We start from the raw sequence: 26,579 nt of genomic DNA, 5'->3' as shown, positions 1-26,579 counted from the left end.
TGGAACACCAGACGGCGCCAGATACGACTCGAGGGACACACCCCGGAGGAGTTCCGGAGCATGTCCCTCGCGGTCTAGGGCTGTATCCTAATTAACAACGTCCAACAAACGGGGCGCAGTTCATCGTGGTCGGGGCATCTGATCGTCCATCATCGCAATGATTACTTGGTGACAGCCTTCTTCAGCAGGGAACCGGCGGAAATGCGAACACCGTAGGTTGCCGGGATCTCGATGGTTTCGCCGGTGCGCGGGTTGCGTCCGGTGCGTGCGGCGCGCTTGACGCGCTCAGCGGAGAACAGGCCGGTCAGCTTCAGGCCTTCGCCGGACTGCATTGCCTCGACGAACACGTCCTGGAAAGCGTTCACAGCTGCCTCAGCCTGTGCCTTGGTCAGGTTAGACTTCTGAGCGATCTTCGAGACGAGATCAGACTTGTTGTATGCCATAAAGCATCCTTCTTGGATCAGGGGACATTCTGATTACGAACATCCACGTTCTTTATGATATTAGCGCACTATTATGAGGGAAACGGCATTTTATAAGGGCTTTGGGCGCTTTTTTTATAAATAGGGGGTAAACCGAAGCGTACGGGGGCGTTTGTCAGATCAAATTGTGCCTGTCGAGCCATTTCATAGCCAGCGCGCCGACCGGAATTCGCAGCCAGTAGAAGGCGATTCGGTAGACGAGAGTAGCGGACACGGCAATGGTGGAGGGAATGCCCACGGCGGTGAACGCCACCGACAGCGCGGCTTCCACGGCACCCAGACCACCAGGTGTGGGAACTGCGGACCCCAAAGTATTGGCAAGCAGGAAGATGAACGTGGTCTCTATGGGATTCGTGTGATACCCAAACGCCATCAACGCGGCCCAGAAGCCCAGTCCGGTCGCAAGGTTGAGCACCAAAGCGCCCGCTATGCCGAAAGCCAGTTCCTTCGGACGTGCGAGAACGTCGACTAGATTGCGTGCGTAGGCCTTTGCCATCGGAAGATATTTCTCGGTCACCAAATGACGTACCGGAGGAATCGCCATGGCCGCCGATACGACCAGCGCGACGAGGGCGATCACCATGATCAGCGTATTCGTCGGAATCATGCCGGACAAGGTATTGCGCCCCGTGAACAGGCCGATCATCAGCAGCAGCACGATGGTGGTGCCTCCCTGCACGGCCCAGACCGCGCTCATAACCGCCGTCGCAGCGGTGCTACGATAGCCGCTTTTACGTAGGAACTGAAGGTTGACGAACGCGGGACCGACACCGGCCGGCATGGAAACGGCGGTGAAGCCGGATGCCATTTGAGAGCAAAACAAGCCGATCGTATTGCGCTTGTCAGAATCCATGAACACACCCAAGGTGATGGCGGAACCTAGCCATGCGATAAAACCGAGAGCAACGCAAACCAAGGCCATAGCAAGATTCGCGTCTCTGACCGCTTTGATCATCTCGGCCGGCTGTATCTGTGTGAACACCACATATACGGCAACCACCAGCAAGGCGATGGCGAAGAAGGAACGGAAGCTGAATCGCGATAGCGTGACCTTTTCCATCGAATCCGCAACATCCTGCGGGGCGAGCGCGGAAATCCGTGTACGTAGATCGGAAAGCATCTTCTTATCCCAACCCGGCAGAGTGCGCGTCGCGGCGGGAACGGCGGCTTTTTGCACAAAAGGCGCCAGATTGATGAGCTGCTCATCGCCCCAGGTCCTGCGAGCGCAGGCGATCGCACGGTCGACGCCGTTCAATGTCGCAAGCAATACGAGAAGCTGTACTTTGTCAAGGGCGAAGTTTGGCGATGCGCTGCCGTAGTCGCCATTCTGCCATCCGGCAATTACCGGTTGATTGTTTTCCATGCGAGACAAGGTGTCGGGGGTGATGCGCCGATGTGTGAAACCATGGCGATGTGCTGCTGCGAGGTATTCCATGAATGTTTCCATGTCATGGTCGGACATGGTGTTTTGGTTGCATTCCAATGGCATGTGGTTGCGGTGGAATACCAGAATGGAGGATTCTCCATAGTCGGCCACGCCGTATACGCTCGGAGTTTTCAGGCCGGCGTTGGCTAGGCCGAGAATCATGGCGTAATGGTGGTGCGTGGCGTCGACGGAGGAACGGTCACGGCGCATGGAAACACCGGTCAGGCGAAGCCACTGCCACACCTGATTGAGGTAGCCGGCTGCATGTACCTGATTGTCGAGCACGGAAACGGTGTATTGCGTGCCTTCATAATCGACGACATCGTAAATACGGGAATTTTCGATTAAATCATCATCTAATGTGGCTTTCAATACTCCTGAATCGGCGTATGGGGCGACTCTGCGTGTAAGTAGTGATACGTCAATGCCGATGGAACGTAATGATTGCTCGATCTGTGTGCCCCAGGCGCCATTGTTCTGCGTGCCGATGGCGAAACGAATCAGCATGCCGATAACGCGGCCTATGGCATAGGATGTAATGGCGCCGGCCAGCGAATTCCATGAAAGCACAACCATCAGCATCGCCACGGCGTACAGTACGTTCCATCCCCATTTGGTGCATGAGCGGATACGACGTGGGCCTGAAACGGTGAGGAATGACGTCATGGCGGCGTAAAAATCGGGAAGCAGTCCGGTGCCTACGGATGTGCTGTTGGATTGTAGCGGAATGATCAGCATGGCATTGTTGGAATTGCTGATCAGTGCGGATACGCCCCATACTGCGAAGAATCCGAAGATGAGGGACATCACGGAAACCACGCTTTGCAGCCATTCTTTGGATGCGAGCAGCTGGATGAGCACGCTGACGGTGATGCATACGATGGCAAGTTGCTGCAGTAGGGAGGATGGCACATCCGTCAGCCAGCTGACCACGCGTCCTGCGGAGCGAACGTCGGATTCCACGCCGGATGCGGTGCCGTGCAGATACACGGAGAACAGTATTACGCCTATGCCGAGCACCAGTGCGAAGAACGCATGTGTTAAATCGGCGAAATCACGGCTGCGTTTCGGTGGCACATCGTCGATATGCGGTTTGGGCTTATTGGCTTCGGGGGAGTGAGACACTGTTGACTTGCTCCATACGTATGAGATTGGCTTCAGGTGGGTCATATTGCCCCACTGCATTCGATAATACGCCTTGAGGGTGGCTACGAAATACGTGGCCACCCTCAAGATGCATGGTTTTTAGTGTTTATTCGACAGTCGTGATTCAGCGGTCGAAATCCACCAGCTTGCCGGCGACACCGGTATATGTTGCCGGAGTCAGTGCCTTCAAGCGAGCCGCTGTGGCATCGTCGAACGCCTGCTGGTCGATGAACTGTTCGACGGCGTCCTTGGAGATTTCATGGCCGCGCATGAGTTCCTTGACCTTCTCGTACGGCTTGTCCATGCCTGGCAGACCTGCCAGTTCGCAGGCGCGCATGGCGGTCTGAATCGGCTCGCCAAGCACCTCCCAGTTGGAATCCAGCTCGGCTTCGATGGCGATGTCGTTCGGATGAATGGAATTCAGGCCGCCCATCAGATTGTTGAGTGCCAGCACGGAATAGCCCAGTGCGGAACCGATATTGCGCTGTGTGGTGGAATCGGTCAGATCGCGCTGCCAGCGGGACTCGACGAGCGTTGCGGACAAGGTGTCAAGCAGCGAGCAGGAGATCTCCAGATTCGCCTCAGCGTTTTCGAAACGGATCGGATTGACCTTGTGCGGCATGGTAGAGGATCCGGTGGCGCCCTTGACGGGAACCTGGGCGAACACACCACGGGAGATGTACATCCATACATCCACACACAGGTTGTGCAGAATGCGGTTCGTATGGCTGATGGTACCGTACAGCTCGGCCTGCCAGTCGTGCGATTCGATCTGCGTGGTCAACGGATTCCAAGTCAGACCCATGCGGTTGGTGACGAACTCACGGGAGACGGCAACCCAATCCACGTCCGGGCATGCGGCCAAATGCGCGCCGAACGTGCCGGTAGCGCCATTGATCTTGCCGAGATATTCCTGAGCCTTGACCTTGTTCAGCTGGCGGTTCAGACGGTACACGTACACCGCAAGCTCCTTGCCCAGCGTGGTCGGGGTAGCCGGCTGGCCATGGGTCAGCGACAGCATGGCCTTGTCGCGGTATTCCTCGGCCTTCTGAGCCAGATGGTCGAGGATGGCCTGTGCACCCGGCAGCCACACGTTCTCGATGCCGTTCTTCACGCAGCGGGCAATGGACAGGTTGTTGATGTCTTCGGATGTGCAGGCGAAATGCACCAGGGTCTTGAGCCCGGTCAGCTGGGTTTCATGGCCGAGCACGTCGGCGGCCTTGTCAAGCTGATCGTCGATGTAATATTCCACGGCCTTCACGTCATGATGGGTTTTGGCCTCATGAGCAGCATGCTGAGCGATGCCTTCGGCGCCGAAATCCTCAGGAATGGAGCGCAGGAACGCCTGCTCCTCATCGGTAAGCGGCTTGACGCCCGGAACGATGGTCTGGTTTCCGTTGCCTTCAAAACCGTTGGCAAGCAGAATCATCCATTCGACTTCCACACGCATGCGCTCGCGGTTCAATGCCGGTTCGCTCAAATATTCGACAAGCGGAGCGGTCTGCCCATGGTAGCGGCCGTCAAGAGGGGTCAGTGCGATTGCAGGGGAAATATCAGTAAGCTTCATAGGCAACAGCATACGTTCAGCCGTAAACGAGATTCGGATATCTGTCCGTTCGGTGGATGACGCCTATCCTGCGTTATCGGTTCCGCTCGGCTGCGGCTGACCGCTGTGTGCTTTCATTTGCTCATGCGTCCTTCGAAATACATGACCTCCTGCAGGTCGCCGTCGAGAATCTCATCGAAATGTCGTTCGTGGGTTTTCACGGCGGATGATCCCATATCGGTTGCGTTCTGGTATGCGGCTTGATGATATTTCAGCCAATGCGTGATCTCCTTGTTGTCGGGAGCATCTGTGACGGGAGTTCCCGCGAACGTTGATTCCGGATTGTTGTCGGACTTGCTTGCGGTGCCGCGTACGGTCAGCCAATGTTCGGAATTGGGGTTGGCCGCGCCGTCGAGGGCTGCCACAAGCTCGTCGTCCATTTCCACGCTGGTCACCCACGTTTTGTCTGGAATCGGATGGTTGGCGACGGGCGATCCGGCGGTGACCACATGTTTGATGTCATAATCGTCCTTCAGATCCGATGCGATGGTGGCGGCGACGATGCCGCCCTGCGAATGCCCGATCAGTGCGACCGGCTCATCGGATTTGATGCCGGCCTGCTTCAGGGCCTCCTGGACCATGCGTGCGCTGTCCGCCTCCATACGCTGCTTGCTGTGGGAGCTCATAAGCTCAACGTTCTGCGGCCATCCGAACGGGGAGTCCGGCTGGCCGTCGGTACCGGGAATGGTGACGAGCCATGAGTTGGTGCCATCGGTTCTGCGGTATTTGGAGATGGCGATGGTACCGTACTCAAGCCCGCTGTCGAGATCGGCTTTGCCGAGACGTTCCTCGCCGAGACGCCGAAGATCTTCCATCGCTTCGCTCACGCTATGCGATTCTCGAACCACTTCGGTTTTCGGCCGGACTCGGGTGACGGTGAGGTTGTTGCCCTGAATCAGGTTGTAGCCACGCGACGTTGCGTTGGAAATGGTGCCGGCCGCATGGTTGACTTCGTCGGTATGCAGCAGGCCTTTGACCTTGCCGTATCTGCTGAGCGCGGCGCCGGCCGCGCCCATAATGCCTTCCTGCGCCCAATCCAACGAATCCAACAGGTAGATGGGGTTGGATTTGCCTTCGTTGATGGAACCCATCACGTATCCCAAGGCGGACATGGCCGTGCCGATAAGTATCGACTCCTTCGGGAATGCTGTGATCGTCAATTGCAGAAGTTCGTTCAAGGCCTTTCTGCCGGCGTCATCGACATGGGAATACAGGGATTGCGCACGAATGATCAATGCCGATAATTCAGACAATCGTGCCGCCATCGCTCCCAGTGCGCTCGCGTGGCCGTCGCAACGTTCGATGAGTTGATCGTATGGCAATTCGATATGATCTGCGGCATTGCAGTAGGAGTTTGATCCGGATAGCAGGACGACGGCCGATGACGCATAGGGATAGGTGGAAAGCTGAAGCCTCAATGCCCGGAACGAGTCATGGGCGCGGTTTAGCTCGTCGGCCGCATGGCTGAGCGCTTTCGCGGCACGCAGATAGGCTTCGGTTTCCTCTGTGGAATATTTGCATCCGCCGCTGACTCTGGCGGTCACTTGCCAGCTCATACCGCACCTACCGACCATAGGATGCGTGAGGTGTCGTTGAGCGCGTCTCGCAGCGCCAAGGATTGCTTGCGTAACTCATCGAGCCGCGCGCGATATGATTCGGCGGCGATTCCCGCCCAATTGGGTAGTGAACTGGATGCGAGCGCGGCGTCGAGATCGTCGAGGCGCTGTGATGCGGAAGTGAGTTTGGCGTTGATCAGCGTTTGGGTGGCATGTATGCCGGTACGGCAATGGCAGGGCATGCCTGGCATCGAGGTCAGGGCGTTGATGGGGTCGTAGCCCAGTGAGGGGACAAACGGGTATGCGATTGAAGTGTTCATAGCTGTATTGGAACACGTCGGTCGGCTGTCGTGGTGTGGAGGGCGAGGCCTGTGGTCGGAGGATGGTCAAAAAAACAAGTTGCCGGCGTGTCGTCGTTGGAAAATCAACGAGAGCACGTCGGCATGCCTGTGGATAACTCTTTGAAAGAGACCCCCTTTACCAAGGTTTTGCAGGTGAGGACGTTCCGTCGGAATCCTGTTTGGCGGCAGAACCGGAATCATTGGAATCGGATTGGGTGGATTGCGCGTTCTGCGCCAGAAGCTCCTCGACTTTCTGACGCTGCTCGTCGGTCAATGTGCTTCCGTTGCCTTGATTGCCGTCGGTGACGGACTGCCTGCCTTCGATGGCGGTGTCGGTATCGGATTTTCCTGAATCCTGCATTGAATGGATCTTCTTGCGTATGGATTCGGTTAGTTTTGCCGAGATGGCGGCGTTATGTTCGATGGATGAACGCACGTTCGGCAACAACAACACGCCTGCCGCTCCGGCTTCACGGAATTGGGCGTCGGTCTGCTGCTGTTGGGTCTGCAATTTGTCGAAATCGGCGTCCTGCTGCTGGCTGGCCTTGATATTCGCGTTCAGGCTGTTCGTGGCTTGATTGTAGTTGCTTACGGAAGCGAGATTCACTATGGCAAGCGCGCCCACGGCGATTGAAATGGCCGCGGTGACGGCGATGATGATGCGGACAGGCAAGGATGCGCGTGCTTTGACGGTCGTGTTCACAGCAGCCTCCTGGATTGCGTGATCCATGCTCCGGCTTCGAAAGCCAGGAGCAGCGCCACGGCAATGGCGAACGGCCAGACCACGGCGACGGTTCTCGTGCGTTGTTTGGTGGTTTGTGTGACGCGCCATTTGTCGGATGCCTCTTTGGAGGCTCCGTCGTTCATGGTTGTTGTCGCATTGAGTTGGATGGCGGTTCCGCTGAGTTCGTCGGCGATGGTGTTCATTTCGTCGGCGTTCATGCGCGATACGCCGGGTTCGCCGGTTTCCGGATCGGTGACCCACTGGCCGTCTCCTTCGTTCACGCCGTCGCCGGTCACGGGGATGTTACCCCCTTGTTCGCTGCCGACGGCAATGGTGAACGCGTCGGAAAGGTAACGGCGTAATGATGAGAACGTACGACGTGTTTTCGAAGATGTTTGTTCGCCGTCCGAAATCAGGTACAGCACAATAGCATCATCCGGATGCTGCTCATGAATCGACTTGCATGTCAACAGCAACTGGTCAATCGGCACATCCAAAGTCGAACCGGCCGAAACGGAAGTCGATTCCGGTGCGAGCGTATCCGCCCAATTGTCGATCGCTTTCGAATCGGGTGTCAATGGAACATCCAATGTCCCCGAAGCTCCAAATCGCAATGCCGCGAAACTGGAATTCGGGTACATGGCGGTGATGTCTTTCACGGCCTGCTTGGAAACATCCAGACGGCTGAGTTGCTCGGCGGAACCGTATTGCGCGTCCTTGACCGCCATGGAACCGGTCACGTCGACCGCCACCACCACATCGGTGGCGTTGATCGCGCGGCTATTCGTGGACGAGACGATGCTTGGGGTCAATGCCATAACGGCCACGAGCATGCAGGCAAGGGAACGTCTTGCGCAAGCCCAGACGGTTTCGTCGCTTTGTCCCCGTCTGCGGATATGCAGCACGATCTGCGCGACTGCGCAAGCCAGCATGGTCACGGCGATCGCCAAGCCGACGGGCCAACCCAAAGCGGGGGAGAGCGTCAGATGATTCATCGCTTCAACCTCCAAGCCAATATCAGCCAGAACACCATTACCACAGCCAGCGCCAATGTCCACCATCCGGGCGCGTCCGACATGGCGGCTCTGCTGCTTGACGCGCTTTCCTGGCTGCGGCGTGATTCGATTTGTCTGACCAGTTCGGCAACGGAAGCGCCGTTCGATTGCGTGAGAAACACACCGTCATGTGATTCGATTTCGGATTTGAACTGATTGGTGGTCTGCTCCGATTCGCTTTGCTGTGGTCCGGAGAAAAGCCCGTCAACCGTGATTTCCGCCTGTTTGGTCAGGTCGAGTGCTTCCTGAAGCGTGTATGTCGGATCTCCTGAAACGACATTATCGGTGGCGAGCACAATGGAAGCGGCACGTTGGCGGGACGAGGTGTCCGCATTGGCGCTGCCGTAGGCGAAGCCGGGCAGCATGGCCGCACAGCTCACTACGCCGTCGCCGATCAGGGAAGTGGCGTCCTTGCGATTCTGAGTGCCCTCCAGCCAGTCGGAAATCGCCTGATAGTCGCTGTCTTTCATCTTGTCGATATCATCTTGCGATTCAACGCCCTTCAGTATCGTGCTGGCCTTGTCGAGCTGCTCGGATACCAGCTCATAATCGTCGGTCAGCGGAAACACGGTACGTGACGTGGAATTGAAAATACTCAATCCGATGCGTTCGCCCTTGAAGCTATCAACCAATCTGCGGTAGGTGTCGATCACTTCTCGGTCGTAAGGCAACGTCGATCCAGACACGTCCAAGCACAGCACGATATCGCGGCTGCTTGCGCGTTCCTCTCCTTCGTCCACGGTGCTGGGGCGTGCCACCAGTGCTATCGTCAGTGCCAACGCGACCACCAGCAGAACAGCGGCCATGCGCGACAGCGTGCGCCACTGCCGGAACAGCTTCGACGCGGTTTCGGTGTTGAGATCGTCATCCAAGCTGAACGTTCGTGCGGCTCCAGTATCGGCATGTTTGCGTTTTGCGTCGACCAGCACCATGACGGCGACGACGGCCAATGCCACGATCAGTCCTGCGAAACCGGCCCACGGCCAGTGCCATGACAATTTCATTCATCGCCACCTTTCCACAAGATTGGCAACCCACTCTCCAGCTTGTTCGACAGTGGCCTCCCCGGCGGTGTGATTGCGTTCGGCGTCAGCGAATTCCAGAGGATACAACGCTTCGATGGTCTGCCTGAGCAAGGTGAGACCATGCTGATTGCCTGTCGTGCGTGGAGTCGCTTCAATGTCGGTGAGCGTTTGGCTGCGCACATCGCTGCCGGTGGCTGCGGATGCGAAATCCCTTGCGATGGCTGCAAGCAAAGCGAACGCGTTCTCCCTTGTAAGATCGCCCTTGGCGTGACGGGCAACCACATCATCGATGCGTTCGTGCCATACCGACGTGCCCGTGGCCGCATCATGACGTCCATGATTGGCTTTTTTCGTGGGCTTGCGGTTCGGACGCGACAGCCACACCACGAGAATGACGAGTGCCGCGGCAATGGCGAGGCACACTGCGATGACGATGCCCAGGCCCGTTTCGATATGAATCGGATCCATCGTGTCGAAACCGTTGTCGGACAAGGTGATGATCATGCCTTGCCTCCCAGGGTGAGTGCGGACGGGGCTTTCAGCTGATTGCGCGTGGAGCGGGCCAGGGAAACGGATACCATCCGAACGAATTCGCGGAACATGCGTTCGCTTGAATCGGCACGGATCACGGTGGAACCGCAACGATTCAACTCATGCCGGACGGATGCGGACAGATATTCGCGGTGCGTGCGAACCTCCTGTGCTGTTTTGCCAGTGCGTAGGAACGCGGGGACGCGACGATCGCTGCCCGCGTCGAACACCGTGCGTGCGTGTGTGTCGTCGAATGGATTGATGGTGGCCACGTCGATAAGCACCATAGGGTGGGTTCTTGCGATCCTGCGGATGGATTCCATATGACGTTCCTCGAGTGCGTGCTCGTCGGTGGCGAGTATGACCAGCGCATCCCTGTCGCGAATGCGGCGGGCATACTCCAGCAGGGCGTCGATATTGCGGGGCTTGCTCCAATCACGTTGCAATGCATCGTCCAACGTATGCTCGAATTGCGCGAGTCCGCCATTAAAAGGCACGCGAGTGATCGAGCCTGCGTCGCCGAACACGATGGACACTTCGTCCCCTCGGCGCAGGCTGAGTGCGGCGAACATGCACAAGGCGTTGGCTGCGACTTGGTGCGCCTGCTCACCGGAAACGCAGGTACCGGTCATCTCCTGCCCGACATCGAGCAGAAGCCAGGCCCGCGAGGTGCATGGGCGTTCCCGCTGCACCACCATTGGGCGTCCGGCACGGGCACTGGTCTTCCAATCAATCCGTTTCGCCTCGTCTCCGGGCTCGTAGACGCGGATGTCCATGACATCGTCGGCGCCGAAACGTTTGTCCGATGCATGTGCTCCCTCAAGAGTGCCAAGTGCTTTACGGACGGTCGGCAGACTCAACGTGGTTCCGAGAGCCTCGATCTTGCTGCGGATCGGATCTTCGGAACGAATTGCGCCGATCATGGAACGGGAACCGCCTGAACGATGGAGTCCACCACCTGGTCACTGGTGATGCCGTCGGCAAGAGCTTCAAACGTTAGCAGAATGCGATGGCGCAGCACCTCATGGGCGAAGGTTTTGACATCTTCCGGAATCACATAGTCGCGTCCCTGCATCAGTGCGTTGGCCTGTCCGATGCGGATCAGCGCGATGGATGCGCGCGGCGAGGCTCCGAGACGCACCAGCGTGGACAGTCCTTGCACCGGCTTGGTGCCTGCCCCTCGTGATGTGGCCGCGATATCGACCGCATATTTCATGATCGCGTCGGAGACATGCACGCGGCGGGCGGCGGAGCGCAGGAATTCGACGTCGCTGATGGATACGACATCTCCGGTGAGCACTCGTGAATCGAAGGTGTCGGAACCGCGATGGGTAAGCATGGAGAGCATGCGCTGCTCTTCTTGGGCGGTCGGATAGGTCATGACCGCCTTCATCATGAAACGGTCCATCTGCGCTTCAGGAAGGTTGAATGTGCCTTCCTCCTCGATGGGGTTCTGCGTGGCGATGACCATGAAAGGCTTCGGCAGCGCAATGCGCTGGCCTCCGATGGTGGTGGCTCCTTCGGCCATGGCTTCAAGCATGGCCGACTGTGTTTTCGCGTTCGAACGGTTGATTTCGTCGAGCAGCACGAAATTGGCGTGGATGGGTCCGATCTGCGTGGAGAACTTCTGTGTGGCGAAATCGAAGACCTGGGTGCCCACCAGATCTGACGGCATCAGGTCTGGGGTGCACTGCACCCTTTTGAACGATCCGGACACAGAGGTCGCCAGCGTTTGCGCTGCCGTGGTCTTGGCCAGACCAGGAACGGATTCGATGAGAATGTGGCCGCCTGCCACCAGTGTGGTGATCAGCGATTCGCGAAGATTGTCCTGCCCCACCAAGGTCTGTGCGAAGCGTGCGCGGATTCGTGCGCCGATCTGCCTCGCGCGGTTGATGTCTTCCGTAGACAACGTGCTTGGTTTGCTGACGGCCGGCATGGGAATGGGGACCGGGGCCGGTGCCGGATTTTTTGGAGGGAATAAAGCCATGATTGCTACTGTAACGGGTTAAGCTGACGGAAGGGACCAATTCACAGGCTTTTCACCTGCGGCGATGAGCGCTTGATTGGCGCGTGAGAACGGCTTGGATCCGAAGAATCCATATCGTGCTGACATGGGGCTTGGGTGGGGCGACTTGATGATGAACGCATTGGTGAGCAGCGGCTCCAACGTTTGCGCCTTACGTCCCCACAGAATGGCGACCAAGGGTTTGACGCTGCCGTCGGGATTGCAGCGGTTGTTGAGCGCCCTGATCGCAGCGTCAGTGACGATCTCCCATCCTTTGTCTTGGTGGCTGCCGGGCTTGCCCGCTTCGACGGTCAGACACCTGTTCAGCAGCATGACGCCCTGGTTCGTCCAAGGCGTCAGATCGCCGTTCGCTGGCATGGGGATGCCGAGATCATCCGTCAGTTCCTTGTATATGTTGGTCAGGCTGCGAGGTATCGGCTTGACTTCCGGTGCCACGCAGAAGCTCAGTCCCACCGGATGTCCGGGGGTGGGGTAGGGGTCCTGTCCTACGATAAGCACCTTGATGCTGTCGAACGGAATGGTGAACGCGCGTAGAATATTCGCGCTAGCCGGAAGGTATCGGCGTCCGGCTGCGATCTCCCCTCGGAGAAAATCGCCCATGTGGTGCACCTGTGGCTCGACTTCGGCGAGGGCGTCCGCCCATCCGGACTCCACGAGGTCTTTCAATGGTTTGATGTGCGCTTGTGTCATGAACCTTACTGTACGACGTGTTGCGGTCCAGACGGTTGGCATGGTCTGGTTTTCACGGGATGGTTTCACGAACGTGCGGAATAGGGTGGGAATGCGGTTTGATTGCGTTCTGACTGAGGTGGTCGGTACACTTGGCAGATAAGTGTGTGAGAAACGAGGTTTGCAATATGGCTAAGCAGGACAAGGAGACCTACGATTCCTACGAGAAGGATGTGTACGATAATCCTCCGTCGGGGCCTATGGGCGTTCACCGTGGCGCGCGTTCTGCGGCGTCCCGTGCCGTGCCGTACGTCATTGTCATCATCGTGGCGCTGCTTGCTGGTCTGCTGTTCTGGGGCGTTTACTCGGGTGAGATCAACAATCTGAAGATGCCGTGGTCGTCGCAGGAGAGTTCGACTGCTTCAAGTGCCGAAAAGGCCAAGAGCGCCAAGAGCGGCAAGAGCGGCAAGAGCAAGTCCGAGTCCCGATCCGACTCCGCTTCTGGCAATGAGGCGGACGCATCCAATACCGATTCGTCGACCGGCTCGCAGCAAAGCGAACAAAACGAGCAAAACGCCGAACAGAATGCCGAGCAGACGGATAACGCTACTGCGCAGCAGGTCGTGAACACGGGCACCGAGGTGCGCGTGGTGAACGCGACGAACATCACCGGTTATGCGCAGAGCAAGGTCGATGTGCTGACCCAAGCCGGGTACACCAGCGTTTCCGCCAGTAATCCGACGGGAAACGTTCCCTCGCAGACCGTGGTTTGGTATCAGAACGAAACCGATAAGGCCACCGCCGAGAATGTCGCCCAGACCTTGGGAATCTCGAATGTTCAGCAGAGTAATGGGCTTGTCACGCCGATCGTCGTGGTGTTGCTGGACTGAAAAACGCCGTGGCAAACATGTGAAGCCTTGTTCTCCTCGTGGGGGGCAAGGCTTTTTGTTTCCTTGAAATTCCAATGATTATGGCGTTTTTTATGAGGTTTGGTTTCTTGCTTACAGCGCAACCATCGACATTGAGTTTGGCACTCTCGTCCTGAGAGTGCTAATCTGCCAATTAGCACTCGAGGAGTGAGAGTGATAACTGGCAGCTGACGGCTGGTGCGTTCTTCGCTTCGAAAGTGGGAATAATACCGTGTAGCCATATGTGGAGGAACAATGGCAAAGATCATTGCATACGACGACGAAGCTCGTCAGGGAATGCTCGCGGGTCTCGACAAGCTCGCTGACACCGTCAAGGTCACCCTCGGTCCGAAGGGCCGCAACGTGGTTCTCGACAAGACCTACGGCGCTCCGACCATCACTAACGATGGCGTTTCCATCGCCAAGGAAATCGACTTGGATGACCCGTACGAGCGCATCGGCGCCGAACTGGTCAAGGAAGTCGCCAAGAAGACCGACGACGTCGCTGGCGACGGCACCACCACCGCAACCGTGCTCGCACAGTCCCTGGTGCACGAAGGCCTGAAGAACGTCACCGCCGGTTCCAACCCGATCGCTCTGCGTCGTGGTATCGAGAAGGCTTCTGAGGCTATCGTCAAGGAGCTTATCGCAGCTGCCAAGGATGTTGAGACCAAGGACCAGATTGCTGCCACCGCAACGATTTCCGCAGCCGATCCGGAAGTCGGCGAGAAGATCGCCGAAGCGCTGGACAAGGTCGGTCAGGATGGTGTTGTGACCGTTGAAGACAACAACCGTTTCGGCTTGGATCTGGACTTCACCGAAGGCATGCGTTTCGACAAGGGCTACATCGCCCCGTACTTCGTGACCAACGCCGAAGATCAGACCGCAGTGCTTGAAGAGCCGTACATCCTGCTGACCTCCGGCAAGGTGAGCTCCCAGCAGGACGTCGTGCACATCGCCGAACTGGTCATGAAGACCGGCAAGCCGCTGCTGATCATCGCCGAGGACGTCGACGGCGAGGCTCTGCCGACCCTGATCCTGAACAACATCCGCGGCACCTTCAAGTCCTGCGCCGTCAAGGCTCCGGGCTTCGGTGACCGCCGCAAGGCCATGCTGCAGGATATGGCCATTCTGACCGGCGCACAGGTCGTGTCCGACGAACTGGGTCTCAAGCTCGACTCCGTCGACATGTCCGTGCTCGGCACCGCCAAGAAGGTCATCGTCTCCAAGGATGAGACCACCATCGTGGCCGGCGGCGGCTCCAAGGAAGACGTGGCTGCCCGCGTGGCCCAGATTCGTGCCGAAATCGCCAACACCGATTCCGATTACGATCGCGAGAAGCTGCAGGAGCGTCTGGCCAAGCTGGCTGGCGGCGTTGCCGTCATCAAGGTTGGCGCTGCTACCGAAGTCGAGGCCAAGGAACGCAAGCACCGCATCGAAGATGCCGTGCGCAACGCCAAGGCGGCCATCGAAGAAGGCCTGCTGCCGGGCGGCGGTGTCGCTCTGGTTCAGGCTGCTGCCAAGGCCGAGAACGACGTCAAGCTCGAAGGCGACGAGGCAACCGGTGCGGCGATCGTGTTCCGCGCCATCGAAGCTCCGATCAAGCAGATCGCCGAGAACGCTGGCCTGTCTGGCGATGTGGTGATCGACAAGGTCCGTTCCCTGCCTGACGGCCAGGGCCTGAACGCTGCAACCAACGAGTACGAGGACCTGCTGGCTGCCGGTGTCACCGACCCGGTCAAGGTCACCCGTTCCGCTCTGCAGAACGCAGCTTCCATCGCTGGTCTGTTCCTGACCACCGAGGCTGTTGTGGCCAACAAGCCGGAACCGCCGGCAGCCGCTCCGGCCGCTGGTGCTGACATGGGCTACTGATCCAAAGGTTCGGCAAAGCCTAACGGCATAAGCGAAAAGCTATCAGCGGAGCCCGCTTCCCAAGGTGGAGGCGGGCTCCGCTTCTCTTTGTGCCTGCTACTGCTTTGACCGTATCGGAAGCATCTGCCGCTACTGCGCGAACAGACGCGACGCCTGCATTTCGGTTTCCGAATAGAGCATGGACGCTTGCGAAAGCGCATGTTGAATCGATTCAAGCGACTGCTCCATCTGCTGCTGGGCTGCCCGCCATTGTTCCGCCACCGCATTGAATTGCGTGGCGGCTCCGCCGCGCCAAACGCTTTGCAGATTGTTGAGATTGGCGTACATGCCTTGCACCGATTGACGAATCGCTTGGATGGAGGCGTTCACTGCCGCGCTTGAGGATTGAATCTGTTCGCTGTCCACCTGATACTGTGCCATGATGATCCTTTCGTTGCTACGTTTTGTATGATGGTTTTCGCCGTTCCTCATGCTTGACGCATCCGAACGGTAATGTGGACTGTATGGCAAGAGTGAACGCGATGAACGAAAAAACCAGGGTTGTGGTCGGAGGATGGCCGAATTCGTGCCCTACCGGCGTGTCGCAACAGGGGAAAAACTTTAAAAATCGTTGGAACGAAGCGCTTTGTGCGCTTCTTGCCATGATATTGTGCTGTACTGCGATGATGTGGATAACTCCCGTCGGCAATGCGGATGAGGGTACCGGCACCGGCATCACGGCTACTGAAAACATCACTGACACCCAGAATCTGCTCGGATCGAATGTCGCTGAAATCACGGACGCCATCAGCAAAACGAAGCAGGAAACCGGGGTTTCCGTGCGTCTGCTGTATCTGGCGAGCTTCAACAGCGACGAAAAACCTGCGAAATGGGCGAGTGCATTGTTGGAATCGCTTGATCCGAAGCCGAATACGGTGTTGTTGGCGGTCGCTTCGAATGACGGCAATCTGGTGGTTGCCGTGTCATCGAATTCCGACGAATGGCTGAAAAAGAAGTCGACCGTCGATGCGCTTTCCGATGCCGCGCAGAAACCTCTGATGGAAAGCACCCCGAATTGGTCGAAGTCCGCGACCGATATGATGGATCAGATCGTAGTGCAGAAGAAGACCTCGACGTCGTCGCAGACGGTGCTGTTGGGTGTTGGCGGCATGATCGCCGTATTGGTGTTGCTGATTGTGATTATGGTGGTGTTCCATATTCTGCGCAAACGTGGCGTCATCAAGCGTAAGGTCCGTAAGCATGCGGGGAGGCATGCCGTGGTTACCATGCGTTCCGAGCCGGTGAAGGCGTGGAGCGTTGATGACGAGCCGTTCGCTGATGCGCCTGATAAGGAACCGACGCCAAAGGAAGATTCAGAATCCGTTCAGGAAACATCCAGTGAAAAGAGTGATGCTTAAGGCATGAGCAAGCCTATTGAAGCATCCATTGTCGTTGTTGATGACGAACCGTCCATCCGCGAACTGCTGGTGGCGTCCCTGCATTTCGCCGGTTTTGAAGTGAATACCGCGGCTTCGGGATCCGAGGCCATCGAGGTTATCGAAAAAATACAGCCTGATTTGATCGTGCTTGACGTGATGCTCCCGGATATCGACGGCTTTACGGTGACTCGTCGCATTCGTCAAGAGGGCATCACCACGCCGGTGCTGTATCTGACGGCTCGTGACGATACGCAAGATAAAGTCATGGGCCTGACCGTGGGTGGCGATGATTACGTGACCAAGCCGTTCAGTCTTGAGGAGGTTGTCGCGAGAATCCGCGCCATCCTGCGCCGTACCCAGGAGCAGGTTGAAGACGATCCGATCATTCGCGTCGCCGATCTGGAAATCAACGAGGATTCGCATGACGTGTCCCGCGCCGGCCAGCCGATCGACTTAAGCCCCACCGAATACAAGCTGCTTCGTTATCTGATGGATAACGAGGGACGTGTGCTTTCGAAAGCGCAGATTCTGGATCACGTGTGGCAGTATGATTGGGGCGGAGACGCTGCGATCGTTGAATCGTATATTTCCTACCTGCGTAAGAAGGTCGACGGCCTTACGGTTGAGGATGAGAACGGCGAGAAGCGCAAAGTGGCTCCACTCATCGAAACGAAGCGTGGCATCGGCTACATGATTCGCGCGCCGAAGAACTAAACGGTTCCTACGATGAGTCAGGATATCCGTCAGCCGTCAGCTGACCCGCAGAACGCGCAGAAGAACGCCGCCCAGCCGTGTCCGCAACGTGTGCCCTTGCGTCGGCGGATCGGCAGGAAGGTGCAGGCCATTCCACTGAGTACCAAGCTGGTCACCTGCATCATTGTGCTGCTCACCATTGGCACCATTGGTATTTCCTTTTCCATTCGTACACTTGTAAGCAATTATCTGCTGCAGAAAACCGACAATCAGTTGGTGAATCAGGCGCAGATGATCTTCAATAGCATGGATTCGCTGGACAGCACTACAAGCGAAGATGGCAGGAGCTTGGTGAACACGTACTATGTTGAGGTACGTGACAGCGAATACAGGCGTACGGGAGCGGGATCGGTGCCCATGCTTCGGGAGGGCGTGGTATCCGAGCCGAGCCTGCCCTCCGACGGCAGTATCGATGGGGTTACGCTAGGAGAGCCGTTCACCACGCAGGCGGTGGTGCATGTCACCACCAGTCGGATGCCAGATCATTCCATCATGCAGGCCGCGCAGTCGCCATGGCGTGTAGTGGCGTTGCCCTGGAGCGAGAAAAGCAAAACCGGTGAAGTCAAAAACAGTGGCGTCGTGTTCATCGGATTGTCTCTCAGCGACCAGATTGACACCGCGAACACGTTGACGCGGTTCTGCGCCATGGTCGGCATCGCAGTGGTGCTGATCGGCGTCATCCTCGGCACCATCGTCGTGCAAAGCACGCTTGCTCCGTTGAAACGTATCGAAAAGACCGCGGCGAAGATCGCGGCAGGGGATTTGAGCCAGCGCGTTCCCGACTTGCCGGAGAACACGGAAGTCGGTTCGCTGTCCATGTCGTTGAACGCCATGCTGACGCGCATTGAGGAAAGCTTCCACGCGCAGGAGGAAACGACTGAGAAGATGAAGCGGTTCGTTTCCGACGCCAGTCATGAATTGCGTACCCCGCTTGCTGCGATTCATGGTTACGCGGAACTCTACAAAATGCAGCGTGACATGCCGGGGGCGTTGGAGCGTGCCGACGAGTCCATCGCGCATATCGAGGCGTCCAGCGCGCGTATGACGGTGTTGGTGGAGGATCTGCTTTCTTTGGCGCGTCTTGACGAAGGTCGTGGCATCGATATCACCCAGCAGGTGAAGCTCACTTCCGTGGTGAAGGACGCTGCCGACGATTTGCATGCGCTTGATCCGAATCGTGGCATCACCTGCGGCCAGGTGGTGCTGCAGCCAGGGCAAGATATGAACAATCCCGCGAGGTTGACGTTCCAACCGGGGCAGATGCCGGATATTACGCTGACGGGCGATGCTTCAAGGTTGCGTCAGGTGGTGACCAATATCGTTGGCAATATCCACCGCTATACGCCGGCCGATTCGTCGGTGGAGGTTTCGATGGGCGTGTTGCCGGCTTCCATCAGCCCGGAGTCGTTGTCTCGCATGCCGTCGAACGAGCAGTCGCTGCGTCACTTGGTCGAAGCCATCGAAGTCGGGCAGTCGATGCAGGTGGGTATGAACTATGCGATCGTTCGCTTCAGCGATCATGGTCCCGGCGTTCCGGCCGAGGCGCGTTCAAAGATTTTCGAACGTTTCTATACGGCTGACCCGTCCCGAGCTCGGCAGAAGGGCGGCACCGGCCTTGGCATGGCGATCGCGCAATCCGTGGTCAAGGCGCATCACGGTTTCATCTGCGCTTCCGGCAGCGAGGGAACCGGCTTGACATTGACGGTGGTGCTTCCGGTGGCTCCGGTGGAGCCGCGTCCGTTGACGCAGGCCAGTGACGAACGCAAGGGTGACAAGTGGGGCCGCAGGTCGAAAAAGCAGTGATGCAAACGCCTGAAAAGGCCTGATTTGACGGTTATTGGCGCAAGAGATGGTATATATCCCACCTCTTGCGCTAAACTGTATCTTTGATTTGTAATCGGTGAGCGGTTTTCTTTCGCTTGCCCGAAGGTATGTGGATTACGTAAGAGTGAGGTGACAATGCCTAGCGGACGCGTTCGTTGGTTCGATGCGAACAAAGGCTATGGTTTTATTCAGAACGAGCAGGGCGCCGATGTGTTCCTGCCTGCAGCTGCCCTGCCGGAGGGCGTGAAGACGTTGCGTAAGGGCGCAAAGGTCGAGTATTCCGTGGTGGAGGGCCGCCGTGGCCCGCAGGCGATGGGCCTTACGCTCGTCGCGTCCGCTCCGTCTCTGGTCAAGGCGACGCGACCGAAGCCGGATGATATGGCCGCCATCGTGGAGGATCTCATCAAGCTTCTGGATTCCGCCGGAAACCAACTGCGCCGACATCATTACCCGTCGCCGGCCGAAAGCAAGAAACTGGCCACGCTGATGCGTGCCGTGGCCGACAACTTCGACGTACAGGAATAATTCATGTCCGATACCACAATGGATCCCAGGGCGATCGCTCAAGCGGCGGCCATTGAAGTCGCCGATGAGGATAGTCAGGTCGGCGACTTCGTCGAAGCCATCGATTTGGGAGACAACGTCACTGATTTTCGTTTCGAAACTCGCGTGCGCGGGTATGAGGGATGGCAGTGGTCGGTGACGTTGTATCACGATGTCGAGTTGGATCATTGGACGGTCAATGAGTCGTCGTTGGTGCCTACCGACAAGGCGTTGCGTCCACCGGAATGGATTCCGTGGAAGGATCGTCTCGAACCGACCGACTTGGCGGTGACCGATTCGATCGGCACCGATCCCGACGATCCCCGTATGGAGGAGGGGTTCCGTAAGACGGAACCTGCTGAGACGGGCGAAAACGTTTCTTCCGATGCGGAGTCTGCCGAAACGACGAATGCCAGCGATAATGCCGAGACGGACGCTGACGGGGCTGCCGGCTCGCAAGGCGAGAGCGCTGCAGCATCGGTGACTTCCGAAGAGGATATCGACGAGGCGGTTGAGGAATTCGACCTGTCCCGCCGACACGTGCTTACGTCTTTGGGACGTTCCCAGACCGCGAAACGTTGGTATGAGGGGCCACGTGGACCGAAGTCGTTGTCCACCAAGACGTCGGATGGCAATCCGTGCTCGACGTGCGGATTCTTCATTCCCCTGAAAGGCGAGCTGAACCTCCTGTTCGGCGTGTGCGCCAACAAGTGGAGTCCTGATGACGGTCGTGTCGTGTCCATCGACCATGGCTGTGGCGAGCATTCCGAGATCGAGCCTCCGGAACCGTCGCATCTGTGGGTGCAGTCGAAGCCGGCCTTCGATGATCTTCATATCGACATCATCGCGCAGGCTCCGCGTGACGAGCGCAGTTCCGTCGAACTGATCGAACGGTTGTCAGTGGACGAAAGCAACAATCCGAACGATGAGGAGGAAGCCTCCGAAGCCGATATCGAAGCCAATACCGTGGATGACGACGCGAATCAGGAAGAAGTGCTCGAACACACGGCCCCGCAGGACGAACCTGAAGTGGAAGCCACCGTTGAGCTAGGCGGTGACGAGGATTCGGAAGCCGAAGAGACGCCTGAAAACGATTCGGAAGCCGAATAATCCGGTTTTACTGCAGATAGGGGAGAAGCCCGCATTCCCAACTTGGGGGGCGGGCTTCTCCCCTATCTGCAAACGTTGCAAATGCTTAGTGCACGACGGTGACGGTGCAATCGGCGAAATTGACGATCTGTTTGGAAACGGAACCGAGGAAATGCGCATCCAATCCAGACAGTCCGCGGGAACCGACCACCAAATGGCGTGCGTAACGGGAAGCTGCGATCAGTCCCTTCGCCGCGGAGATATGGAAGGCGTGCGATTCGATCTGGAAATCGTCGGGAATGCCGGCCGTGGGAATCTCCACCGAATCGAGCAGCTCGTCAAGAATGCGTTCCGCACGCTCCTGACCTACGGCTATTGGCGCGATGGCGTTCTCATACCCTTCGATGACACCGAGATCTTTCAGCTGCCAGCAGAACATCACCTGCAGGGGAGCGTGATGCAGCGCAGCCAGATCGATGGCGAACCGCAGGGCGTGTCGCGATGTTTCCGATCCGTCGACGCCAACCACAATCGGACGCTGGCTTCTTGGCAGCGGGGAACCCGGCAGGTCGTATGTCACGGTGTTCTCCGAGGGCGTAAGCGCATTGGCGATGGCATCCTGCACGCTGGATTCCTCGTTGTCGAGAATGCGCACCACGGTGACCGGAACCTCCGCAGCTTCGGCGAGCGAAGCTGAAAGAGATCCGAGGAACCAGCGCGCTACGCGGCCAAGGGAACGGCGTCCTACCACAATCTGCTGCGCGTCCCTGCCTATCTCCAGCAATGCGGATGTTCCTGTGGCCTTGACCGATGTGAGTTTGACATGATCCTCATTGATGGTCATGCCTTGCGAAGCCTCGGAAACCCAGTCACGAAGCTTCTGCGCGATATCATGACGGACTTCGGCCCATTGTTCTTCGTCTTCCGGCTCTGATCCCATATCCCAGGAATGGGACCAGGCGAACACTGCATTGACCTGCTGGCCGGTAAGCGATGCCTCGTTCAGCGCCCAGCGTAATGCGGCGAAGGATTCGTCGGAACCGTCAACGCCGACGACGATATCATGGAGACGAGTGTCTGCGATCGATCCGGAACCGGCCGCATTTAGGGTGGTGTCGCTCATCTTGGTGACCTCCTTGGTCGTTGCTATATGTCAAGCATATACGTTCGGTTGCGTCGAAAGCGCAATTTACGCGCGGATGAAGCAAACGTCACCGCGAATCGGTAGAGTGTTGAAGGACTAACAAGAGTGGAAGGACAAGCATGTTCGAACGGTTTACCGACCGTGCACGGCGCGTGATCGTGCTGGCGCAGGAAGAAGCTCGTACCCTCCAGCACAACTACATCGGTACCGAGCATCTGCTGCTTGGCCTGATTCGCGAGGGTGACGGCGTTGCAGCCAAGGCGCTGGCCTCAAAGGGTGTGACCTTGGATGACACCCGCAAACAGGTCGAAGAGATGATCGGCAAGGGGAATGCCACGCCGAACGGCCACATTCCCTTCACCCCGCATGCCAGGCAGGTGTTGGAGCTGTCGCTGCGTGAGGCGTTGCAGCTGGGGCACAGCTATATCGGCACTGAGCATATCCTGCTCGGTCTGATTCATGAAGGCGAAGGCGTAGGCACTCAAGTGCTGATCAAGATGGATGTCAATCTTGGCGAACTGCGCAGCGCCACCATCGACTTGATCCGTGGCAATTCCGGTGATGGCAAGGGCGACGGCAAGGGTGATTTGGCCAACGCCGGTGGCGTACAGGATCGCCGCAACCAGACCGGTTCCGCGATTCTTGACCAGTTTGGCCGCAATCTGACCGCCGAAGCTGCTTCCGGCAAGCTTGATCCGGTGATTGGCCGCTCGAGTGAGATCGAGCGTGTGATGGTGGTGCTGAGCCGCCGCACCAAGAACAATCCGGTGCTGATCGGCGAGCCGGGTGTCGGCAAAACCGCCGTGGTCGAAGGCTTGGCGCAGAAGATCAACGCCGGCGACGTTCCGGAGACGTTGAAGGGCAAGCAGGTCTATTCGTTGGATCTGGGCTCCATGGTGGCTGGTTCGCGTTACCGTGGCGATTTCGAGGAACGCCTGAAGAAGGTGCTCAAGGAGATTAAGACCCGCGGTGATATCGTGCTGTTCATCGATGAGATCCACACCATTGTGGGCGCTGGCTCAGCAGACGGTGCTCTTGGCGCTTCCGACATGCTGAAGCCCATGCTGGCCCGTGGCGAGCTGCAGACCATTGGCGCTACCACCACTGACGAGTACCGCAAGTACATCGAGAAGGATGCGGCTCTCGAACGTCGTTTCCAGCCGATCCAGGTGCATGAGCCGAGCATTGCCGAGACCATTGAGATCCTTAAGGGCTTGCGTTCCCGTTACGAGAACCACCACCATGTGACGATCACCGACGGCGCGTTGCAGGCCGCGGCCGAGCTGTCGAGTCGTTACATTCAGGACCGTCACCTGCCCGACAAGGCCATCGATCTGATCGATGAGGCTGGCGCGCGCCTGCGCATCCGTCGACTGACCGCTCCGCCGGAACTCAAGGAACTCGACACGAAGATCGCCAAGCTTGCCGAAGAGAAGGACCAGTCCATCAAGGATCAGGACTTCGAAAAGGCCGCTGAGCTGCGTGATAAGCAGGAGAAGCTGGAATCCGAGCGCAAGCAGAAGGAATCCTCATGGCGTGAAGGCGAATCCGACGTGAAGATGGTCGTGGATGAGGATGTCATCGCCGAAGTGATTTCCCAGACCACCGGCATTCCGGTGTTCAAGCTCACCCAGGCCGAGTCCAAGAAGCTCATGACCATGGAAAGCGAGCTGCACAAGCGCATCATCGGCCAGGATGAGGCCGTGTCCGCATTGAGCCGTTCCATCCGCCGCGCACGTGTTGGCTTGAAGGATCCGAAGCGTCCGTCCGGTTCGTTCATCTTCGCCGGCCCCACCGGTGTTGGCAAGACCGAGCTGGCCAAGACGCTCGCCGAATTCCTGTTCGACGACGAGGACGCGCTGATTCGTGTCGACATGTCCGAATTCTCCGAGAAGTATGCGGCTTCGCGCCTGTTTGGTGCTCCTCCGGGATACGTCGGCTACGAAGAGGGCGGCGAACTCACCGAGAAGGTGCGTCGCAAGCCGTTCTCCGTGGTGCTGTTCGATGAGATCGAAAAGGCCCATCCGGATATCTTCAACACGCTGCTGCAGGTGTTGGATGATGGTCACCTGACCGATGGGCAGGGCCGCAAGGTGGACTTCAAGAACACCATCATTATTCTGACCACCAATCTTGGTACTCGTGACATCGCCAAGGCCGCCAACACCGGCTTCAACTTGGGCGTCAACACTGAGTCGAGCTACCAGCGCATGAAGGATCAGGTCTCCGCGGAGCTGAAGCAGCAGTTCCGTCCGGAATTCCTGAACCGTCTGGACGACATCATCGTGTTCAAGCAGCTCACCGAGCCACAGGTGCGTCAGATCGTCGATCTTGACGTCAAGCAGCTCAATGAACGCTTGTTCGATCGCCACATGTCGCTCGAGCTTACCGACGCTGCCAAGGATCTGCTCGCGCAGAAGGGCTTCGATCCGTTGCTGGGTGCGCGTCCGCTGCGTCGCGTGATTCAACGCGACGTCGAAGACGCCATTTCGGAGAAGATCCTGATGGGCGAACTCGAAGATGGTCAGCGCGTGAAGGTCGACGCGGAAGGCGAAGGCATTCTGGGCGAGTTCACCTTTACCGGTGAGACGTTCGAAGAGCCGAATGCAGAGCCTGCTGAAGCTGAAGTTGCACCGGCTGAAGCTGAGGCACCTACCGAATCGACGGAATCCGCCGAGTAAACAGATCAAACTGGCACGTTGTAGTCGCAACAACGAAAGGTCCTGAAATCTTGGGAAAGGTTTCAGGACCTTGTTTTTATTATTGGAATCTCATATGACTGCATTCGCGGATGCAAATCGGTTCTTTCGTCATGTGAAGCCATATATGAAATCGCATAATATGAAAGATGCAAAAGGGCTGGTATGCCAACGGTTTCGTCGCATACCAGCCCTTTTTGATACAGTCGTCGGATCCAGGGAATTTACTTGATGGCGTTCAGCCACTGCTCCTTGGTGGCCTTCTCGGATTCAAGCTTGGCTTTCTTCTTCGGATCGGATTCGGCTGCGATCTTCGCGTCAAGCTCGGCGAGCTGTGCGTTGAGCTGCTCCTCGAAGGAGGACTTGCGGGCGTCGGCTTCCGGATCGGACTGCTTCCACGCGGCATCCTCGACAGCCTTGATTTGCTTGTCGACGGCGTCGAGGCGACCCTCGATGCGGCGTACTTCGTCGCGTGGCACATAGCCGATCTGATCCCATTCCTCCTGAATGGCGGCGAGGGCCTGACGAGCCTGCTTGGCGCTTTCCTCATCCTTGACGGGAACAAGCGCCTCGGCCTTGACCAGCAGTGCTTCCTTCTTGGCGAGATTCTCCTTCTCAGAGGAGCTGATCTGATCACGATCTGCCTGACGCGCGTTGAAGAATGCGTCTGCGGCGGCGCGGAAACGCTCCCACATGGCGTCATCATCACGACGACCGGCACGACCGGCCTTCTTCCAACGATCCATCAGCTCGGTGAACTTGCGGGAAGTCTCAACCCAAGCGGTGGAATCCTGAAGCGCCTCGGCCTCCGCGATGATGGCTTCCTTGGCCGCCTTGGCGGAATTGCGTTCTTCGTCACGGCTCTGCACCCACTTGCGGCGAGCGAAATTAAACTTGGTGCGGGCCGCGGAGAAGCGGGACCACAGGGCATCTGCGTCTTCCTTGTCGATGCGGATGTTGTTGCGCTGGTGTTCCTGCCACTGCTGGAAGAGTGAACGGAACTTGTCGGCAGTGGAACGCCAGTTGGTGTTTTCGTCAAGGGAATCAGCCAATGCTTCGGCCTTCTCCACAATGACGGTGCGCTCCTTAAGAGCCTTGGCGATGGCGGCCTTGCGTGCCTCGGTCAACGCAGTTTTCTTGGCTGCGCCTTCCTCCTTCAGTGCCTCGAACTGGGCCTTGAGAGCGGCCAGATCGCCCACCACTGCCGGCTGTTCGGTTTCCGCGGACAACGCCTTGATGGTTTCGTCGATTTCGCGGGACTTCACACCATTGGACTTGAGCTTGTTGGCGAACAGGTCCAGCTTGGCCTTCAGATCAAGGTAACGGCGGGCATACAGGGCCAGCGCCTCTTCCTTGGAGACGTCAGGGAACTGGCCGACCTCGCGTTCTTCTTCGCCGTCCTTGACGAACACGGTGCCATCATCGGCGACACGGCCGAACGCTTCGGCGGCCTTTACATCAGCATCGGAGAATCCGGTGGACGCTGCCGCCGGGGCGGTGTGCTGCGGAGCCTTCTTGGCGAAGGCCGCAGGGCTCGGAGCGTGCGGCTTCATTGAAGCAGGGCTCGGAACGGCCGGTTTGCTGGCCTTGACTGCGGGCGTCGTCGCCTGCTCGGTGGTTTCATTAATGTTCTCGGACGCGGTGACATTCTCGTCGGCCATGGCCAGCTCCTTTAAGTAAGCTTCATGTAGTGCAGGGGATGCGAATCATGCGAACGTGCTTCCAAAGCCTGAAAAACGCGA

24 protein-coding genes are annotated in these 26,579 nt (G+C 57.8%); 9 read left to right on the top strand and 15 right to left on the bottom strand.

From position 1 onward, the window contains the following. On the top strand, nt 1-78 hold a 78-nt coding region (locus tag NBH13_RS08725), incomplete at its 5' end, for an IS3 family transposase (protein WP_350446133.1). 83 nt (nt 79-161) lie between these two features. Here NBH13_RS08725 and NBH13_RS02765 read toward each other — a convergent pair. From NBH13_RS02765 to NBH13_RS02710, 12 genes are all read right to left on the bottom strand, one after another. Continuing rightward, complete coding sequence (locus NBH13_RS02765) at nt 162-443, bottom strand: HU family DNA-binding protein (protein ID WP_003808664.1); 282 nt, start codon at nt 441-443, stop codon at nt 162-164. A gap of 154 nt (nt 444-597) precedes the next feature. Next, nucleotides 598-3,093, bottom strand: a complete 2,496-nt coding sequence (locus tag NBH13_RS02760) for a lysylphosphatidylglycerol synthase transmembrane domain-containing protein (protein WP_236824281.1) — start codon at nt 3,091-3,093, stop codon at nt 598-600. 85 nt (nt 3,094-3,178) lie between these two features. Beyond that, on the bottom strand, nt 3,179-4,621 hold the full coding sequence (purB, locus tag NBH13_RS02755; protein WP_099595450.1) for an adenylosuccinate lyase: 1,443 nt from the start codon (nt 4,619-4,621) through the stop codon (nt 3,179-3,181). A gap of 113 nt (nt 4,622-4,734) precedes the next feature. Beyond that, nucleotides 4,735-6,216 carry an esterase/lipase family protein gene (locus tag NBH13_RS02750; RefSeq protein ID WP_180753647.1) on the bottom strand — a complete coding sequence of 494 codons (1,482 nt, stop codon included), beginning with the start codon at nt 6,214-6,216 and terminating at the stop codon, nt 4,735-4,737. Beyond that, complete coding sequence (locus NBH13_RS02745; RefSeq protein WP_099570785.1) at nt 6,213-6,536, bottom strand: hypothetical protein; 324 nt, start codon at nt 6,534-6,536, stop codon at nt 6,213-6,215. Before NBH13_RS02745 ends, NBH13_RS02750 begins: the two co-directional genes overlap by 4 nt. A gap of 157 nt (nt 6,537-6,693) precedes the next feature. Then, nucleotides 6,694-7,287: a DUF6466 family protein gene (locus NBH13_RS02740; protein WP_250778836.1), complete on the bottom strand. Its 594-nt coding sequence runs from the start codon at nt 7,285-7,287 to the stop codon at nt 6,694-6,696. Then, complete coding sequence (locus NBH13_RS02735) at nt 7,257-8,276, bottom strand: vWA domain-containing protein (protein ID WP_250778834.1); 1,020 nt, start codon at nt 8,274-8,276, stop codon at nt 7,257-7,259. The genes NBH13_RS02740 and NBH13_RS02735 overlap by 31 nt, the downstream gene beginning before the upstream one ends. After that, complete coding sequence (locus NBH13_RS02730) at nt 8,273-9,340, bottom strand: vWA domain-containing protein (RefSeq protein WP_250778825.1); 1,068 nt, start codon at nt 9,338-9,340, stop codon at nt 8,273-8,275. Before NBH13_RS02730 ends, NBH13_RS02735 begins: the two co-directional genes overlap by 4 nt. Continuing rightward, the gene (locus NBH13_RS02725) at nt 9,341-9,865 is read right to left on the bottom strand and encodes a hypothetical protein (RefSeq protein ID WP_250778823.1); all 525 of its coding nucleotides are present in this window, start codon (nt 9,863-9,865) and stop codon (nt 9,341-9,343) included. Beyond that, entirely contained in the window at nt 9,862-10,815 is a 954-nt protein-coding gene (locus NBH13_RS02720; RefSeq protein WP_250778822.1) for a DUF58 domain-containing protein, read from the bottom strand. The genes NBH13_RS02725 and NBH13_RS02720 overlap by 4 nt, the downstream gene beginning before the upstream one ends. Then, nucleotides 10,812-11,879: an AAA family ATPase gene (locus NBH13_RS02715; RefSeq protein ID WP_250778820.1), complete on the bottom strand. Its 1,068-nt coding sequence runs from the start codon at nt 11,877-11,879 to the stop codon at nt 10,812-10,814. The genes NBH13_RS02720 and NBH13_RS02715 overlap by 4 nt, the downstream gene beginning before the upstream one ends. An 18-nt stretch (nt 11,880-11,897) precedes the next feature. After that, entirely contained in the window at nt 11,898-12,608 is a 711-nt protein-coding gene (locus NBH13_RS02710) for a uracil-DNA glycosylase (RefSeq protein ID WP_099595442.1), read from the bottom strand. A gap of 167 nt (nt 12,609-12,775) precedes the next feature. On the opposite strand from NBH13_RS02710, the gene NBH13_RS02705 reads away from it, so the two are divergent. Together NBH13_RS02705 and groL are read left to right on the top strand one after the other, a co-directional pair. Continuing rightward, complete coding sequence (locus tag NBH13_RS02705) at nt 12,776-13,477, top strand: LytR C-terminal domain-containing protein (RefSeq protein WP_099570777.1); 702 nt, start codon at nt 12,776-12,778, stop codon at nt 13,475-13,477. 273 nt (nt 13,478-13,750) lie between these two features. Continuing rightward, on the top strand, nt 13,751-15,367 hold the full coding sequence (gene groL / locus NBH13_RS02700) for a chaperonin GroEL (RefSeq protein ID WP_099570776.1): 1,617 nt from the start codon (nt 13,751-13,753) through the stop codon (nt 15,365-15,367). Nucleotides 15,368-15,496: 129 nt separating this feature from the next. On the opposite strand, the gene NBH13_RS02695 is transcribed toward groL, so the two are convergent. Continuing rightward, on the bottom strand, nt 15,497-15,787 hold the full coding sequence (locus NBH13_RS02695) for a WXG100 family type VII secretion target (protein ID WP_003836531.1): 291 nt from the start codon (nt 15,785-15,787) through the stop codon (nt 15,497-15,499). Between the two features lie 83 nt (nt 15,788-15,870). Between NBH13_RS02695 and NBH13_RS02690 the strand changes: the two genes are divergently transcribed. The 5 genes from NBH13_RS02690 (at nt 15,871) to NBH13_RS02670 (ending at nt 21,015) form a co-directional block, all read left to right on the top strand. Next, nucleotides 15,871-16,764, top strand: coding sequence for a TPM domain-containing protein (locus tag NBH13_RS02690; RefSeq protein WP_250778818.1), 894 nt, complete (start codon nt 15,871-15,873; stop codon nt 16,762-16,764). Between the two features lie 3 nt (nt 16,765-16,767). Continuing rightward, a complete protein-coding gene (locus NBH13_RS02685) occupies nt 16,768-17,499 on the top strand; it encodes a response regulator transcription factor (RefSeq protein ID WP_003836535.1) in 732 nt (243 codons plus the stop codon). Nucleotides 17,500-17,511: 12 nt separating this feature from the next. Beyond that, nucleotides 17,512-19,341, top strand: a complete 1,830-nt coding sequence (locus NBH13_RS02680; protein ID WP_099570774.1) for a HAMP domain-containing sensor histidine kinase — start codon at nt 17,512-17,514, stop codon at nt 19,339-19,341. A 156-nt stretch (nt 19,342-19,497) separates the two neighbouring features. Beyond that, entirely contained in the window at nt 19,498-19,887 is a 390-nt protein-coding gene (locus tag NBH13_RS02675; protein WP_003836539.1) for a cold-shock protein, read from the top strand. A gap of 3 nt (nt 19,888-19,890) precedes the next feature. Beyond that, nucleotides 19,891-21,015, top strand: coding sequence for a DUF3027 domain-containing protein (locus tag NBH13_RS02670; RefSeq protein WP_144171472.1), 1,125 nt, complete (start codon nt 19,891-19,893; stop codon nt 21,013-21,015). Between the two features lie 85 nt (nt 21,016-21,100). On the opposite strand, the gene NBH13_RS02665 is transcribed toward NBH13_RS02670, so the two are convergent. Then, complete coding sequence (locus NBH13_RS02665; RefSeq protein ID WP_099570772.1) at nt 21,101-22,117, bottom strand: universal stress protein; 1,017 nt, start codon at nt 22,115-22,117, stop codon at nt 21,101-21,103. Between the two features lie 140 nt (nt 22,118-22,257). Here NBH13_RS02665 and NBH13_RS02660 point away from each other — a divergent pair, with 140 nt between their 5' ends. Beyond that, complete coding sequence (locus tag NBH13_RS02660; RefSeq protein ID WP_144164741.1) at nt 22,258-24,819, top strand: ATP-dependent Clp protease ATP-binding subunit; 2,562 nt, start codon at nt 22,258-22,260, stop codon at nt 24,817-24,819. Nucleotides 24,820-25,061: 242 nt separating this feature from the next. On the opposite strand, the gene NBH13_RS02655 is transcribed toward NBH13_RS02660, so the two are convergent. Then, entirely contained in the window at nt 25,062-26,498 is a 1,437-nt protein-coding gene (locus NBH13_RS02655; RefSeq protein WP_250778816.1) for a DUF349 domain-containing protein, read from the bottom strand. Nucleotides 26,499-26,579: the final 81 nt, after the last annotated feature.

This window comes from Bifidobacterium intestinale (assembly GCF_023656765.1).
Lineage (GTDB): Bacteria > Actinomycetota > Actinomycetes > Actinomycetales > Bifidobacteriaceae > Bifidobacterium > Bifidobacterium hominis.
The sequence above is the reverse complement of the archived record's forward strand: the minus strand, read 5'-3'. Positions and strand labels throughout refer to the sequence as shown.